Here is a 15,497-nt window from a genome sequence, read left to right as displayed (position 1 = left end):
TGCGCCCGCGCCGCGTGCCGCCTCGCGGTCGGCCCCCGCGGCACTGTCGATCTTTCCGTGCAGGGTAGGCGTCCGGCCGACGGCCGCCTGGCGGGTCCTCATCCCTTCACCGCCCCCGCGCTGAAGCCGGTGATCAGCCACTTCTGGATGAAGGCGAAGACGAGCACCACGGGGACGGCGGCGATGATGCCACCCGCGGCCAGTGCGCCCAGGTCGACGCTGTCCGCGCTCATCAGGGTGTTGAGGCCGACGGGGATCGTCTGCTTGGTCTGGTCGGACAGGAACATCAGGGCGAACAGGAAGTGGTTCCAGGCGTGCACGAAGGCGAAGGAGCCGACGGCGATCAGCCCGGGCCGCAGCAGGGGGAGGACGACGATCCGGAAGGCGGTGAGCCGGTTGCACCCGTCGACCCAGGCGGCCTCCTCCAGGGAGTACGGCACGTTCCGGATGAAGCCGCTGATCAGGATCATCGACAGGGGCAGCTGGAAGACCGTCTCGGCGATGATGACGCTGCCGAGCGAGTTGATCATCTGCAGCTCGGCGAAGATCTGGAAGAGCGGCACGAGGAGCAGCGCGCCCGGCACGAACTGGGTGCACAGCAGGGCGAGCATGAAGCCGCGCTTGATCCTGAAGTCGAAGCGGGCGAGGGCGTAGCCGCCGGCCAGGGCGACGCCGGTGGTGAGCAGCAGGGTCGCCACGCCGGTGAGCACGCTGTTCTGGAAGTAGACGGCGAAGTCCCGCTCGTTCCAGACCTTCTCGAAGTGGTCGAAGGTCATCGGCCAGGGCACGAGCGAGGTCGAGCCGGCCGGGCGCAGCGCGAACAGGAGGATCCAGTAGAAGGGGACCAGGGTGAAGACCAGGTAGATCGACAGCGGGAGGTAGATCTGCCAGCGGGGGGCCTCGTCCCAGGCGCGCTTCTGCCGGGACGGGCGCCGGTCGGGCGCGTCGGTCACGCGCACGGGGACGGGTGTGACCTCGGTGGCCTCCTTGGTGATCACTTGTCGCCTCCTCCGAACTTGCTCAGCCGCAGATAGACCATCGAGCAGAAGAGCAGGATCACGAACGCGACCGTGGTGAGGGCGGACGCGTAGCCGAAGTTGTGTGCGTCGACGCTGGTGTTGGCGATGTAGAGCGGGAGGGTGGTGGTCTCCCCTGCCGGGCCGCCGCCGGTGAGCGTGTAGAGCAGGTCGACGTTGTTGAACTCCCACACCGCGCGCAGCAGCGTGGACAGGACGATGGCGTCCTTCAGATGGGGCAGGGTGATGTGCCAGAACTGCTTGATCCGGCTCGCCCCGTCGACCTCGGCGGCCTCGTACAGGTCCTTGGAGACGGACTGGAGGTCGGCGAGGATGAGGATCGCGAAGAACGGGACGCCCCGCCACAGGTCGGCGACGATCGCCGCCGGGAAGACGGTGGAGGTGTCCGAGAGCCAGCTGGTGCCGTACTCGCCGAACCCCATGTCCGCGAGGTAACGGGTGATGCCGGTCTGGGAGTTGTAGAGCAGCACCCAGATCGCGGAGGTCAGCACCCCGGAGACGGCCCACGGCGAGAAGACCAGCGCCCGGCCGAGCGAGCGCCCCACGAAGGTCTGGTTGACGATCAGCGCGAGCGCCAGGCCGAACAGCAGCTGGAGTCCCACCTCGACGAGGACCCACTGGGCGCTGAAGGTCAGCGTGTCCCAGAACTGCGGGTCTTCGGTGAAGGCGTGGACGAAGTTGTCGAGGCCCGCGAAGCCGTTGCGCCACGGTTTGGTGGGGTTGTAGTTCTGGAGGCTGTAGTAGAAGACGCTGATGACCGGGTAGGCGATGAAGCCCAGCATCAGCAGGGCCGCCGGCGCGATCAGCAGGTACGGCAGTCTGCGGGGCGTGGCGGAGGCACGGCGCCGCCGGGGTGGCGCGGGCGGTTTCGCCACGGCTGCGGCTTGGGCCATGACTGTTCTCCGTTCTCAGTACGTCTCTCGGTGCGGCGTGCTTTCGGGTGCGGCGTGCTGTCGGGTGCGACGGGGGTTCGTGTGCGGTGCGTCGTGCGGGTGAAGCGCTTTCTCCGTGCACAGGGGTGAGCCCGGTCGTGCGGGTGCGGTTCAGCCCGCGTACGGGTCCGCGACCTTGCCCGGACGGGCCAGGAACTCGAAGTCGCAGCCGGTGTCGGCCTGGGTGATCTGCTCGTTGTAGAGCGCGCCGTAGCCGCGCTCGTACCGGACGGGCGGCGGCGTCCACTCCGCCCGGCGCCGCTCCAGCTCCTCGTCGTCCACGTCGAGCCGCAGGGAGCGGGCCTCGACGTCGAGGGTGATCGAGTCCCCGGTGCGCACCAGCGCGAGCGGCCCGCCGACGTGCGACTCGGGCGCCACGTGCAGGACGCACGCGCCGTAACTCGTGCCGCTCATCCGGGCGTCGGAGATCCGCACCATGTCCCGCACCCCCTGCTTGAGCAGATGGTCGGGGATGGGCAGCATGCCGTACTCGGGCATGCCCGGGCCGCCCTTGGGACCGGAGCCCCGCAGCACCAGGACGGTGTCGGCGGTGATCCCCAGTCCGGGGTCGTTGATGGTGCGCTGCATGGTCCGGTAGTCGTCGAAGACGACGGCGGGACCGGTGTGCTTGAGCAGGTGGCGCTCGGCGGAGATGTGCTTGATGACGGCGCCGTCCGGGCAGAGGTTGCCGCGCAGGACGGCGACCCCGCCCTCGCTCGCGACCGGGTCGTCCCGGCGGCGGATGACGTCGTCGTCGTGCACCCGGGCGCCGGCCAGCTGCTCGCGCAGCGTGTCGTGCGAGACGGTCGGGCGGTCGAGGTGGAGCAGGTCGGTGATCCGGGAGAGGAATCCGGGGAGCCCGCCCGCGAAGTGGAAGTCCTCCATGAGGTACTTCCGGCCGCCGGGCCGCACGTTGGCGAGCACGGGCACGGTCCGGGCGACACGGTCGAAGTCGTCGAGGGTGAGCGTGACGCCCGCGCGGCCCGCCATGGCGATGAGGTGGATCACGGCGTTCGTCGAACCGCCCAGCCCGAGCACGGTCGTCACCGCGTCCTCGAACGCGTCCCGGGTCAGGATCTCGCTCAACCTGCGGTCCCGGTGGACCAGTTCGACGATGCGCAGGCCCGCGGCGGCCGCCATCCGGTCGTGCCCGGAGTCGACGGCCGGGATGCTCGACGCGCCCGGAACCGTCACGCCCAGCGCCTCCGCGGCGGCCGTCAGCGTGGACGCGGTGCCCATCGTCATGCAGTGGCCCGGCGAGCGCGCGAGGCCGCTCTCCAGCTCGGCCAGCTCGCAGTCGCCGATGAGGCCGGCCCGCTTGTCGTCCCAGTACTTCCACATGTCGGTGCCCGAGCCGAGGACCTCGTTGCGCCAGTGCCCCGGCAGCATGGGCCCGGCCGGGACGAAGACCGTCGGCAGGTCGACGCTGGCCGCGCCCATGAGCAGCGCGGGCGTCGTCTTGTCGCAGCCGCCCATCAGCACGGCCCCGTCGACGGGATAGGAGCGCAGCAGCTCCTCGGTCTCCATCGCGAGCAGGTTGCGGTAGAGCATCGGGGTCGGCTTCTGGAAGGTCTCACTGAGCGTGGAGACCGGGAACTCCAGCGGGAAGCCGCCCGCCTGCCACACGCCCCGCTTCACGGCCTGCGCGCGGTCGCGCAGGTGGACGTGGCAGGGGTTGATGTCCGACCAGGTGTTGAGGACGGCGATGACCGGCTTGCCGAGGTGCTCCTCGGGGAGGTAGCCGAGCTGGCGGGTGCGGGCGCGATGGCTGAAGGAGCGCAGGCCATCGGCGCCGTACCACTGGTGGCTTCTGAGGTCCTCCGGGCGTTTGCGAGCTTGATCGTCGAAGCGCTTCATATGGACCATCCGGCGGCTATGGCGGCGACCTCGGCCCGCTCGTCCTCGGGCAGCGTCCGGCTCGGCGGACGGACCTCACGGCGGCACAGGCCAAGGGAGAAAAGGGCTTCCTTGACGACGGTGACATTGTTGGCGGAACCGTTGGCGGCGCGGAGTTCCTCGAAGCGTCTGATCTGTTCCCACACCTTCATCGCGGCCGGATAGTCACCTGATCGAAGCGCTTCGATCATGTTCAGCGAAACGGCCGGGGCGACGTTCACCAACCCCGAGGTGAAGCCGGTGGCCCCCGCGGAGAAGTAGGAGGGGGCGTACGGCTCGGCGAGGCCGGCCACCCAGACGAAGCGCTCCAGGCCCGCGTCCCGCGCGAAGGCGGCGAAGCGCGAGGCGTCCGGGACGGCGTACTTGACGCCGATGACGTTCGGACAGGCGTCGGCGAGTTCGGCGAGCCGGTCGCCGCGCAGCTGCGCGTTGCGGATGTACGGGACGACGCCCAGCTCGGGCACCGCCGCCGCGATCTCCCGGTGGTAGTCGACCCAGCCGCGCTGCGACACATAGGGGTGGACGGGCTGATGGACCATCACCATCTGCGCGCCCAGCTCACGGGCGTGCCGGGCGGAGGCGACCGCGGTCGGCACGTCGTGTCCGACGCCGACCAGGATCGCCGCCCGTCCGCCCGCCACCTCGACGGTCGCCTCCGTGACCAGACGGCGCTCCTCGGGGGTCAGGGCGTAGAACTCTCCGGTGTTGCCGTTCGGGGTGAGGGTGGTGATCCCGCCGTCGAGGAGCCGGCGCAGCAGGGCCCGGTGGGCTTCGTCGTCGACGGAGCCGTCCTCGGCGAACGGGGTCACCGGGATGGCCACCACGTCGGCCAGGGCCGCACGCTGGGTCTCGAACGCCACGCTGCTCATTCCTGACCTTTCTCTGCCCGGGGCCCGTCCGGGGCCTCCTGGGCGGTCTCGGGGAACGCCCGGTGCACGAACGACGCGATATGGGCGTGCAGGGCGCGGGCCGCTCCGTCGGAGTCGCCGTCCAGGGCGAGCCGCAGGATCTCGCGGTGCTCGCCGGCCTCCCGTTCCCAGGAGGGCGAGGCGGCCCAGGCGACGGCCGACACCAGGGCGGCCTGGTCGCGCACCTCGTCGAGCATCCGGCCGAGCAGCGGGTTGCCGCACGGCAGGTACAGGGCGCGGTGGAACTCGCGGTTGGCGAGCGACCGTTCGGCCGTGTCGGCCGCCTGGTCGGCCCTGGTCAGCGCCTCGCGGGCGGCCTCCAGGGAGGCGCCCCGCCGTACGGCCCGCCGGAGCGCCTCGGGTTCGAGGAGCAGGCGGACGTCGTAGACCTCGCGCGCCATGTCCGCGTCCACCATGCGCACCGTGACGCCCTTGTACTGGCTCATGACGACCAGTCCGGTGCCGGCCAGGGTCTTGAGCGCCTCGCGCACCGGGGTCTTGGAGACCCCGAACTGTGCGGCGAGCTCCGTCTCGACCAGGGCTTGGCCGGGCGTCAGCCGTCCGGTGAGGATGCGGCGTTTGATCTCCTCCAGCACGTACTGCGTGCGGGACGGGATCGGCGTGGGCACAGAGGTCATGCGCGCCTCTCGGATGTCGCGTGTCTGATCTCGGATCTCGCGTATCGCGTCTCATATATGACGTACGAAGTACGACGCGTTGAAGGTAGGAGCGGCCCTGTGTTTCGTCAATGCTTCTGACAGAGGAAGTTGAGGTTGCCGAGGTGGGAGCGCCCCGAGCGGCGTCAGAAGGGGAGGGTCTCGCCCTCGCGGGCGGTCCGGGCGGGTCCCCCGAAGGCGACGGCGGCCCGGGCGGTCGCCGCCTCCCGGGTCAGCGTGGGCCCCACGTGGGTGATGTAGAGCTCGCGCACCCCGGCCCTGCGGGCGGCGTCACCGGCGTCCTCGGGCGTGAGATGCACCTGCGGCTCCCGTTCGCCTTCGCGATGCCGGTCGATGTCCGCCTCGCACAGGAACAGATCGGCGCCGGAGGCGAGTTCGGTCAGGGCGTCGCACGGCCCGGTGTCGCCCGAGTACGCGAGGACGCTCCCCTGGCACTCGGCCCGCAGCCCGTACGCCTCGGTGTCGTGCGCCATCGCGCGCGAGCCGAGGCGCAGGTTCCAGTGCCGCACGGTGTGCCCGTCGAACAGCGCCCTGAAGTCGAAGACCCCGCTCAGGAACCGCACGTCCGGCCGGCCGAAGAAGCCCGCGAGGCGGCGCGCGCAGTCGAGCGGCGCGTAGACCGGGATGGGGGCCGGCGGGGTCATCCCTCCGTGGGCGAGGGCGTAGGCGGCGGCGAGGAGGTCGGCGCTGTGGTCGGCGTGCAGGTGCGAGATCCAGATCGCCGTGAGCCGCTCCGGATCCGTGTGCCGCTGCAACTCGGCGAACGTCCCGGGTCCCGCGTCCACCCACACCTCCGCCCCCGCTCCGCGCAGCAGATAGCCGGAGCAGGGGCGGCCCGGCCCCGGGTGCGGGGAGGCGGTACCGAGGACGGTGAGGCTGAGGGGCATGGTGGGGAGCGTACGTTTCGGGACCGCGGGACGTGCCGTGATTGCGTGGGTCCACGGCGGCCGCGGGGGCGCTGTGCCCGCCCGGATCGCCGGGCCGGCCGGGGCTCAGCCGCGGGTCCACCCCGGGTCGCGGCCGCTCAGTCCGACCGCACGGTCGAGCAGGGGGGCGTCCGCCGGCACGGGCACGACGGGGCCGAAGATGCCGTCCCCGCGGTCCGACTCCTCGGCGGCCGCCCGCAGGAAGTCGTGCGAGACCCGCAGCGCGGCCGGGTCGGGTGTGTACTCCTGGCCCGTGGCCCGGGCCAGGTCCCAGCCGTGGATCACCAGTTCGTCGGCGACGACGGCGCCCGCGACCGCGCCGGGCAGGTCCACGCCGCCCGCGCGGGTCATGCCGGTCCAGGCGGCCGGGTCGCGCCAGGCGTCGGCGAGCGCGTCGAGGGCCTTGGCGAGGTCCTCGCGCCAGCCGGGGCCGATCTCCGGCGCGGCGGCGTCCGGAGGGGTGTCGGTCGTGGCGCCCAGGTCCTTGCGGGCGGCGTCCCGGAAGGCGACGGCGAGGCCGGTCAGGTGCCCGAGCATGTTGCGTACGGCGCAGCCCGGGCAGGGCGTCCCGTCCGCGAGCTGCTCTTCGCGGACGCCCTCCGCGAGGCGCGCCACGATCAGGGTCTGCGGGCCGAGGTCGAGTGTGCTGGTCGTGTCGGTCATGAAGGGTGGACCGGCCGCACCGCGCGAACTCATCGGTGGCCCGGCCCGAGAACCCCGCACCACGCGAACGCATGAGGATTCCGCCCTCCGGAGCCCGCCCCCGGTGACGGTGACGGCCTCGCGCGACGGCCTCGCCCGAGGGCCCGGGCCGGGTCCCCGACCGGCACGACGGGTGCCCGGGGGACAGGGCGGGTGCCTCAGGTGATCCCCGGGTCTCCCCTACGGGCGCACCGCATCTCCCCTAGGTCCGCACCGCATTCCCGCCGGGCCGTCGGTCGCGCACCGGGCGGTTGCCCGATGCCCGGGAGGCCGCCTCAGAACCACGATGACCGGGTATGACGAAGAACTGGTCCGTGGCACGCGTCCTGCGGGACCGCGACACGGCGCTCTATCTGGCCGCGTCGTCGGTCTCCGGTTTCGGCACCTCGGCGCTGTGGCTGGCGTCCGGGGTGTGGGTCAAGGACCTCACCGGCTCGAACGGGCTCGCGGCGCTGTGCATGCTCGCCCTGTGGGCCCCCACCCTGCTCGGCCCGCTCCTCGGCACCGTCGCCGACCTCCCCCTGACCCGGCTCCGCCCGACCGGGCGCCCCCGAAGCCGCAAGTCCCTGCTGATCGCGCTCGATCTGCTCGCGGCGGCCCTGCTGCCCGTCCTGCTCGCCGTGGACTCCCCCGGCGGGGTGTGGCTCCTGCTCGCGGTGCTGTTCGGGTACGGGACGGTCGCGGTCGTGCAGGACGCGGCCGAGTCCGCGCTCGTCGCCGCCGCCGTCGCGCCCGGCCTGCTCGGCGACTTCAACGGGCTGCGCATCACCACGGCCGAGGGCATGAAGCTGGTGGCCCCCCTGGCGGGCGCCGGCCTGTACGCCGCCTACGGGGGACCCGCCGTGGCGCTCCTGGACGCGGCCACCTTCCTGTGCTCGGCGGGGCTGTACGCGTGCGTGCGGGTCCGCGAGGAGCGACCGCCGCCGACCGCCTCCCCCTGGCGGGCGCAGACCGCCGAGGGCGCCCGCTTCCTGTGGGGCCACCCCGGGCTGCGCCCGCTGGTCCTGGCGGGCGGTGCGGCGATGCTCTGCTCGGGCCTCGGCGGCCCGCTGGTCTACGCCGTCGTCGAGGGCCTCGGCCGCTCCCCCGCGTACGCGGGCACGTTCTACGCCGCCCAGGGCGTCGGTTCGATCGTGGTGGGGCTGCTGTCGGGGCCCGCGCTGCGGCGGCTGGGGGAACGCCGGTTCGCCGCGTCCGGGATCGCGCTCACCGCCGTCGCGGTCGCCGCGCAGGCCGTCGCCCCGGACCCGCTGATCCTGCTGTGCGGCGCGGCGGTCGGGGCGGGGCTGCCCTGTGTGCTGATCGCCGCGCTGACCGCCGTGCAGCGGGAGACGCCGGACGCGCTGCTCGGCCGGGTCACCGCGACGGCCGGCACCCTGATGTACGCGCCGACCGCCGTCGGCCTCGCGGCGGGCGCGGCCCTGGTCGAACTCGTGCCGTACCGGCCGCTGCTGGTGCTGCTGGCCCTGGCCCGGCTGACGGTCCTGCCGCTGCTGCTGTGCGGCGCTCAGCGGGCGGCCAGCGCCTCCCGTACCGCCGCCAGGTCCCCGTCCGACGCCAATCCCGCGTGATACAGCCGCAGTTCGGTCGCGCCGAGTGCGCGCGCCCGCGCCAGGTCGGCGGTGAGCGTCCCCGGGCTGCCGCCCATGCCGGAGACGACGCCGAAGTTGGCGGCGAGGACCGCGCCCGCCCGGCCCTGCGCGGCGAAGGGGGCCAGCAGGCCGGGCCCGCCCGCGCAGGGCACGACGACCCCGTCCGCGACGGACAGGATGTGCGCGGGGTCGACGCCCGGGTTCGCGCCCACGTGGTACGACACGGGATCGGCGTGCAGCAGGACCTGGAAGCCGTCGGGCGCGGCGTCCCGCACCGCCCGCACGGCCGTCTCCTGGAGCGTGCGGGCGCTCTCGTCGCGCCACGCGCGCGTGGCCGCCGCCGTCTCCTCCCCGAGCAGCTTCTCGACGCCGGTCCAGCCTCCCTCGTCGTCCGGCGCCCCCTGCCAGAGCGGTTCCAGGGCCTGCCGTACGGCGGCGGCGAGCGCGTCGGCGTCCAGGCCCCGCCCGTCGTAGCCGGCCCGGCAGGCGGGGCAGAAGCAGAGCGCCATCAGGTAGTGGCCGGCCTCCCCGAGGCCGACGCCGGCGGTCTTGTCGTGGGCGTGCAGGTGCTGGAGCCCGTACCAGCCGAGGGACTCCAGTTCGGCGCCGCCCGCGCCGGGGCGCACGGCGGCCTCGGCGGCGAGGTCGACGAGGTACGCGCGTGTGGCGGGCTGGGCGATGCAGGGGGCCCACGGGTAGCGGTCGCCGTAGGCGTTGACGACCGAGGTGTCCGGATGCTCGGCGCCCAGCCGGGAGTTGTGCGCCAGGACCACCCAGGAGTGCACGTCCAGGCCGGCCCGCGCGAGGGCTTCGGCGGCCTCGCCGTAGGCGTCGCCCGGGGCCCAGTCGCCGGCCGGGTACGGGCGCAGGGCGCGGCCCTTCCAGCGGTCGCCGGCCGGATCCGTCGGGTACAGCACGGCCGCGTGCTCGGCGGTGACGATGCGGTGCCCCGGGTGGCGGGGGGTGAGGGCGCGGGTGGAGTGGTAGGCGGCCGCGAGGGTCACCTGTTCCACGCCGAGCGCGGCGATCCGGTCCGGCGCCGCGGGATCGCCGATGACGTCCCAGGGATAGACGAATGTCGACGCCTTCACTTACCTGTCCTCCTCCAGCAGCGCGTAGCCGCGCTCGATCACCTGGGCGAGCTGCTTGACATGATCCTCGCTCGGTTCGTGCAGCGGCGGGCGCACTTCGCCCACGTCGAGGCCGCGCAGCCGGACCCCGGCCTTGACGAGGGAGACGGCGTAACCGCGGCCCTGGGACCGCAGTTCGACGAACGGCCGGTAGAAGCCGTCGAGCAGGCGGTGGACGGTGGTGTCGTCGCCCTCGCCGAGGGCCCGGTGGAAGGCGAGGGCGATCTCGGGGGCGAAGCAGAACACGGCCGAGGAGTAGAGGGTGACGCCGAGCGCCCGGTAGGCGAGCTGGGTCTGTTCGGCGGTGGGCAGGCCGTTGAAGTAGAGGAAGTCGCCGGGGACCTCGGTGCGCACGGCGCTGACGGTCCGCTGCATCAGGTCGAGGTCGCCGAGGCCGTCCTTGAGGCCGATGATCCCCTCGGTACGGGCGAGCCCGACGACGGTCGCGGGGGTGAAGACGGCGTTGTCGCGCTGGTAGACGACGACCGGAAGGGCGGTCGCGGCGGCCACCTCCCGATAGTGGCGCAGCAGGCCCTCCTGCGCGGCGACGACGAGGTAGGGCGGCATGGCGAGCAGGCCGTCCGCCCCGGCCGACTCGGCGAACCCCGCGTAGCGCACGGCGAGCGCGGTCCCGTAGCCGGCGCCCGCGACGACCGGCACCCGTCCGGCCGTCTCGGTCACGGCCGCGCGCACGCAGGCCTCGAACTCCTCCGGGGCGAGCGCGTGGAACTCCCCGGTCCCGCAGGCCGCGAAGACGGCGGCGGCGCCCGCCTCGACGCCGCGGCGCACATGCGCGCGGTAGGTGTCGAGGTCGAGGGAGCCGTCGGGGCCGTAGGCGGTGACGGGGAAGAACAGCGGTCCGCTGGGGACGCGGAGGCGATCGGCGAGCGGGGCTGACGTCACGGGCTCTCCCGGGTCCATAACGGGTCCATATGCATGAGCGGCGTCCATATTCCTGAACAAGCTCACGCTAGGGTGCCCGATCGAGCCGGGTCAAGCGCGCCATCCCAGGAGACACCAGCAGTTTTGCCACTGCTGCAGGACACTTGACGGGCACCGCCACCGCTCCTTAGCGTGTCCATGCATGTGAACTGTGGCCACACATGCGTCCACCCCTCCCGTGATCCAAGGAGACCGAGGATGCCCGCTCCGCGCACCGTCCTGCTCACCGGCGCCGCCGGCGGCCTCGGCACCCTGATGCGGGGCCTGCTGCCCGCCCACGGCTACGAGCTGCGCCTGCTCGATGCGCGCCCGATCGAGGACGAGCCGGACGCGATCGTCGCGGACCTGGCCGACAAGGACGCGGTGCGGGAGGCCGTGCGGGGCGTCGACGCGATCATCCACCTCGCCGGCATCTCGCTGGAAGCCCCCTTCGAGAAGATCCTCGCCGCGAACATCGCGGGCACGTACCACCTGTACGAGGCGGCCCGCGAGGAGGGCGTGCAGCGCGTCGTCTTCGCCTCCTCCAACCACGCGGTCGGTTTCACCCCCCGGCCCCGGGACGGCGCGTCGCCCGACGAGGGCGAGCTGATCCCGATCGACACCCCGCGCCGACCGGACACCTTCTACGGCCTGTCCAAGTCCTTCGGCGAGGACCTCGCCCAGCTCTACTGGGACAAGCACGGCCTGGAGAGCGTGTCGGTGCGGATCGGCTCCTGCTTCGCCGAACCCACCAGCGTGCGCATGCTGTCGCTGTGGATGAGCCCGGCCGACGGCGCCCGCCTCCTCCACGCGGCCCTGACCGCCGAGAACGTCGGCCACACCGTCGTCTACGGCTCCTCCGCCAACACCCGGCTGTGGTGGGACCTCGGCACCGCGCGGGCGCTCGGATACGAGCCGCAGGACGACTCCGAGCCGTGGGCCGAGAAGCTGATCGCCGAGCAGGGCGAGCTGGACCCGGAGAACATCGCCCACGCCTACCTGGGCGGCCACTTCGTCAGCGACCCGCCGATCTGGCCGTACTGACCGGCCGTACTGACCGGCCGTACTGGGCGGCCGTACTGGGCGGACGTACTGACCGGCCGTACTGACCGGCCGTACTGGGCGGACGACATACCTCACGAACGGCGGGCGGGCACCGAACGGGCCCGCCCGCCGCCGTATGCGGGCACGCGCCCTGCCCGATCCCGCCCGTCGCCGGACTGCCCCGCAGGTCCGAGCCCGCAGGCCACGACGCGGAACGGACCCGCCCGGGCGGCATTCGGACCCGCAACAGGCCTGGTCAGTGCCGCGCACCCGCTGTAGAACTTCCCCCATGGGCCGCACCGGGCCCGAACGGGCAGGACAGCGGGACAGCGAGGTGACGACATGGCCCTGAGAACGGCGGAGGAACGCCAACGCGAGATCGTGCGCGCCGCGCGCGCCACCGGAGCGGTCGACGTCGCCACGCTCGCCACCGAGCTGGGCGTCGCCAGGGAGACCGTACGGCGCGACCTGCGCGCCCTGGAGGACCACGGCCTGGTGCGCCGTACGCACGGGGGCGCCTATCCCGTGGAGAGCGCCGGCTTCGAGACGACGCTGGCCTTCCGCGCCACCAGCCATGTGCCCGAGAAGCGCCGGATCGCCGCCGCGGCGGCCGGGCTGCTCGGGGACGCCGAGACCGTCTTCGTCGACGAGGGGTTCACCCCGCAGCTCATCGCCGAGGCGCTGCCCAGGGACCGGCCGCTGACCGTGGTCACCGCCTCCCTGCCGGTCGCGGGCGCGCTCGCCGAGACCGAGAACATGTCCGTGCTGCTGCTCGGCGGCCGGGTCCGCTCCGGCACCCTGGCCACCGTCGACCACTGGACGACGAGGATGCTGGCCGGCTTCGTCGTCGACCTCGCCTACATCGGCGCCAACGGCATCTCCCGCGAGCACGGTCTGACCACCCCGGACCCGGCCGTCGGCGAGGTCAAGGCGCAGGCCGTGCGGGCGGCCCGGCGGGTGGTCTTCACCGGCGTGCACTCCAAGTTCGGGGCGGCCGGCTTCTGCCGGTTCGCCGAGGTGGGCGCGCTGGAGGCGATCGTGACGAGCACCCTCCTGCCGACGGCCGAGGCGCACCGGTACGCACTGCTGGGGCCTCAAGTGATCCGGGTCTGAACCCCCGGGGCCGTTCGGGTCCGGGTAAGGGAACGGCAAAGTGGTCTCGCTCGTTCACCCGGCATGACAGCTATGACCCCCGGCTCGAACATCCCTCTCCCCACCGCCCGCGTGACGGTGGACGTCGCCGCCCCGGTGCGGCTCGACGTTTCGGGCCTGCTGCTCACCGCCGACGGCAAGGTGCGCTCCGACGACGACTTCATCTTCTACAACCAGCCGAGCGGCCCCGGCGTGACCTACCGCTCCGGGGGCGGCGCCGCCCCCGACGCGATCATCGTCGACACGGCCGCCGTCCCGCCCGGCATCGAGAAGATCGTCGTCACCGCCAGCCCGGACGCCGCGGGGCAGACGTTCCAGGGCGTCGAACCGACGGCGACGATCCGCAGCGCGGACGACAACGCCGTGCTGGCCACGTTCACTCCCCCGCAGCTCGGTGCGGAGACGGCCCTGGTCGTCGTGGAGATCTATCTCCGCAACGGCGCCTGGAAGGCCCGCGCGGTCGGCCAGGGGTACGCCAACGGCCTGGCCGGCATCGCCACCGACTTCGGGGTGACGGTCGAGGAACCGGCGCCGGCCGCCCCGCCGCGGCAGGTCGCCGCGCCGCCCGTGCCGCAGTCCCCGGTGACCCCCGCCGCCCCGCCGATGCCCCCGGCGCCGCCCGCCGCGCCGCCCGCCGCCCCGGGGAAGATCAACCTGGACAAGGGCCGGGTCAGCCTCCAGAAGAACCAGACCGTCTCCCTCGTCAAGGGCGGCCGCCCGCTCCTCTCGCAGGTCAAGATGGGCCTGGGCTGGGAGCCCGCGTTCCGCGGCAAGGACATCGACCTGGACGCCTCGGTCATCGCCTACGGCCCCCAGCGCAACCACATCGACAGCTGCTACTTCGGCAAGCTCTCCATCGTGAACGGCGCGATCAAGCACTCCGGCGACAACCTCACCGGCGAGGGCGGCGGGGACGACGAGGTGATCGTCGTCGACCTCGGCCGTCTCCCGCAGGAGGTCACCGGACTGGTCTTCACGGTGAACTCCTTCTCGGGCCAGAAGTTCACGGAGGTCGCCAAGGCCTACTGCCGTCTGCTGGACGCCTCCACCGGCGAGGAGCTCGTGCGCTTCGACCTCACCGGCGCCGAAGCGCAGACGGGCGTGCTGATGGCCAAGTTGATCAAGCAGTTCTCCGGCGAGTGGGAGATGACCGCCATGGGCGACTTCGTGAAGGCCCGCACCGTACGGAACATGGTGAAGCCGGGCGCCCAGGCCCTGTAACCGGGCCCGGCCGGACCGGTCGGAACCGGCCCGGCCCACAGTCACCAGGTCACGGGCGCCCGCCACCCCGGGGGCGCCCGCCGCCATCACCGAGGCCGTCATCACTGGGGCCGTCCTCACCGACGCCCGTCGTCACCGCGCGGGCCGCAGCCCCTCCGTCAGCAGCGACACATAGCGGCGGATGGCCGTGCGGTCCCCCCGCGCCAGCTCCGACGCCGTCGCCACCCCGTGCGCGAGGCGCAGTACGTCGATCGGCTCGACGTCCGCCCGCAGGGTGCCCTCCCGCTGCGCCGCCCCCACCAGCCGGGCCGCCGCCTCCTTCATGTTCGTGCCGCAGGGGGTGACCGCGGCCGCGCTGCCGTCCGCGACGGCGGAGCCCAGCAGGGACTTCATGCCGCGGACCTGGATCGTGCCGACGCACAGCTCGTTGAGCCACTCCACCAGCGCCTCGCCCGGCGGCAGTTCGGCGCCGAGTTCGTCGGCCCGCGCGGCGAGCGCCTCGATCCGGTCGACGTAGGCCGCCTCCAGCAGCGCCCTGCGGGTCGGGAAGTGCCGGTACAGGGTGCCGGATCCGACGCCCGCCCGCTTGGCGATGTCGTCGAGGGAGGCGCCCTCCCCATGCTCGGCGAAGGCCTCCGCCGCCACCTTCAGCAAGCGCTCGTAGTTGCGGCGAGCGTCCGCGCGCATGGGCCTGACCTGCGTCATCCAGTTACTCCTTGCAAACCGGGGACTCTCTCCATATTTTGCCGGAAACCGAACGGAGACGGCCCCCGCCTCCTGCGCTCGTCCTGCGGGTCCACGACCTGGGTCTTTTCGTGCTGCCCGCATGTTCCATCACTTCACGCGGGGACACCAGAAGCACTTCCCGCGGGACACCGGACAGGGAGCACCCTGTGTCCCCGCCGTCCCCGCCGTCCCCATCCCGGGCCGGGGCGGCTGACGTGGCTCACCTGAGGTGGTGCAGCCAGCGCTGGAGCGCGGCGTTGACGCTGCCGGACAGGGCGCTGAGCTGGTCGATGGCGTCTCGGTCCTCGGGGTAGGGCGGGATCCCGGCGGCGGTGAGCGCCGCGTGCAGGTCGATGCGTCGCCGGTCACGCGGGGCGACGGAGAGGCTGAGGCGCTCGGCGGGATTCGGCGGCGGCAGGTGGTCGACGCCCTGGTGCTGGTGCTGGTGCTGGTCCGTGCCCCAGCCCGTGCCCCCGTGCCGGTCCATGGCCATGGGCCGGTCGATGTCCTGGTCCTGGTCCCAGCCGGCCGGGGACGGCCAGCGGACTTCGGCCGCATCGACGGCATAGGGGTCGACGAAGGCGCGGGGGTCGCTGTGTTCGGGGGCGGTGGTCGTCACGTTGCTCTCCTCAC

15 protein-coding genes are annotated in these 15,497 nt (G+C 72.9%); 4 read left to right on the top strand and 11 right to left on the bottom strand.

The genetic code is table 11. From position 1 onward, the window contains the following. Positions 1-98: 98 nt before the first annotated feature. The 7 genes from J2X68_RS35575 to J2X68_RS35545 form a co-directional block, all read right to left on the bottom strand. Entirely contained in the window at positions 99-998 is a 900-nt protein-coding gene (locus J2X68_RS35575; protein WP_399041620.1) for a carbohydrate ABC transporter permease, read from the bottom strand. Then, positions 995-1,930: a sugar ABC transporter permease gene (locus J2X68_RS35570; RefSeq protein WP_310436738.1), complete on the bottom strand. Its 936-nt coding sequence runs from the start codon at positions 1,928-1,930 to the stop codon at positions 995-997. Before J2X68_RS35570 ends, J2X68_RS35575 begins: the two co-directional genes overlap by 4 nt. Positions 1,931-2,080: 150 nt before the next feature. Then, entirely contained in the window at positions 2,081-3,826 is a 1,746-nt protein-coding gene (gene araD, locus J2X68_RS35565; RefSeq protein WP_310436751.1) for an L-arabinonate dehydratase, read from the bottom strand. Then, positions 3,823-4,734 carry a dihydrodipicolinate synthase family protein gene (locus tag J2X68_RS35560; RefSeq protein WP_310436737.1) on the bottom strand — a complete coding sequence of 304 codons (912 nt, stop codon included), beginning with the start codon at positions 4,732-4,734 and terminating at the stop codon, positions 3,823-3,825. The genes araD and J2X68_RS35560 overlap by 4 nt, the downstream gene beginning before the upstream one ends. Continuing rightward, the gene (locus J2X68_RS35555; RefSeq protein WP_310436736.1) at positions 4,731-5,411 is read right to left on the bottom strand and encodes a GntR family transcriptional regulator; all 681 of its coding nucleotides are present in this window, start codon (positions 5,409-5,411) and stop codon (positions 4,731-4,733) included. The genes J2X68_RS35560 and J2X68_RS35555 overlap by 4 nt, the downstream gene beginning before the upstream one ends. Positions 5,412-5,575: 164 nt before the next feature. Further along, positions 5,576-6,337, bottom strand: a complete 762-nt coding sequence (locus J2X68_RS35550) for an MBL fold metallo-hydrolase (protein WP_310436735.1) — start codon at positions 6,335-6,337, stop codon at positions 5,576-5,578. Positions 6,338-6,442: 105 nt separating this feature from the next. Beyond that, positions 6,443-7,039, bottom strand: coding sequence for a TIGR03086 family metal-binding protein (locus tag J2X68_RS35545; RefSeq protein ID WP_310436734.1), 597 nt, complete (start codon positions 7,037-7,039; stop codon positions 6,443-6,445). Between the two features lie 335 nt (positions 7,040-7,374). Here J2X68_RS35545 and J2X68_RS35540 point away from each other — a divergent pair, with 335 nt between their 5' ends. Then, complete coding sequence (locus tag J2X68_RS35540) at positions 7,375-8,649, top strand: MFS transporter (RefSeq protein WP_310436733.1); 1,275 nt, start codon at positions 7,375-7,377, stop codon at positions 8,647-8,649. On the opposite strand, the gene J2X68_RS35535 is transcribed toward J2X68_RS35540, so the two are convergent. Then, positions 8,586-9,761 (bottom strand): hypothetical protein, encoded by a 1,176-nt coding sequence (locus J2X68_RS35535; protein WP_310436732.1) that lies wholly within the window; start codon positions 9,759-9,761, stop codon positions 8,586-8,588. The genes J2X68_RS35540 and J2X68_RS35535 overlap by 64 nt on opposite strands. Beyond that, on the bottom strand, positions 9,762-10,721 hold the full coding sequence (locus J2X68_RS35530; protein ID WP_310436731.1) for a 5-dehydro-4-deoxyglucarate dehydratase: 960 nt from the start codon (positions 10,719-10,721) through the stop codon (positions 9,762-9,764). 219 nt (positions 10,722-10,940) lie between these two features. Here J2X68_RS35530 and J2X68_RS35525 point away from each other — a divergent pair, with 219 nt between their 5' ends. The 3 genes from J2X68_RS35525 (at position 10,941) to J2X68_RS35515 (ending at position 14,138) form a co-directional block, all read left to right on the top strand. Continuing rightward, on the top strand, positions 10,941-11,765 hold the full coding sequence (locus J2X68_RS35525) for an NAD(P)-dependent oxidoreductase (protein ID WP_310436730.1): 825 nt from the start codon (positions 10,941-10,943) through the stop codon (positions 11,763-11,765). Positions 11,766-12,107: 342 nt separating this feature from the next. Beyond that, on the top strand, positions 12,108-12,878 hold the full coding sequence (locus J2X68_RS35520; protein ID WP_310436729.1) for a DeoR/GlpR family DNA-binding transcription regulator: 771 nt from the start codon (positions 12,108-12,110) through the stop codon (positions 12,876-12,878). A 72-nt stretch (positions 12,879-12,950) separates the two neighbouring features. Beyond that, positions 12,951-14,138, top strand: coding sequence for a TerD family protein (locus J2X68_RS35515; protein ID WP_310436750.1), 1,188 nt, complete (start codon positions 12,951-12,953; stop codon positions 14,136-14,138). A 132-nt stretch (positions 14,139-14,270) separates the two neighbouring features. Here J2X68_RS35515 and J2X68_RS35510 read toward each other — a convergent pair whose 3' ends face one another. Both J2X68_RS35510 and J2X68_RS35505 read right to left on the bottom strand, forming a co-directional pair. Next, complete coding sequence (locus J2X68_RS35510) at positions 14,271-14,843, bottom strand: helix-turn-helix domain-containing protein (RefSeq protein WP_310436728.1); 573 nt, start codon at positions 14,841-14,843, stop codon at positions 14,271-14,273. Between the two features lie 241 nt (positions 14,844-15,084). Beyond that, positions 15,085-15,483 carry a hypothetical protein gene (locus tag J2X68_RS35505; protein WP_310436727.1) on the bottom strand — a complete coding sequence of 133 codons (399 nt, stop codon included), beginning with the start codon at positions 15,481-15,483 and terminating at the stop codon, positions 15,085-15,087. Between the last annotated feature and the right edge of the window lie 14 nt (positions 15,484-15,497).

Source organism: Streptomyces sp. 3330 (genome assembly GCF_031456635.1).
GTDB lineage: Bacteria > Actinomycetota > Actinomycetes > Streptomycetales > Streptomycetaceae > Streptomyces.
The sequence above is the reverse complement of the archived record's forward strand: the minus strand, read 5'-3'. Positions and strand labels throughout refer to the sequence as shown.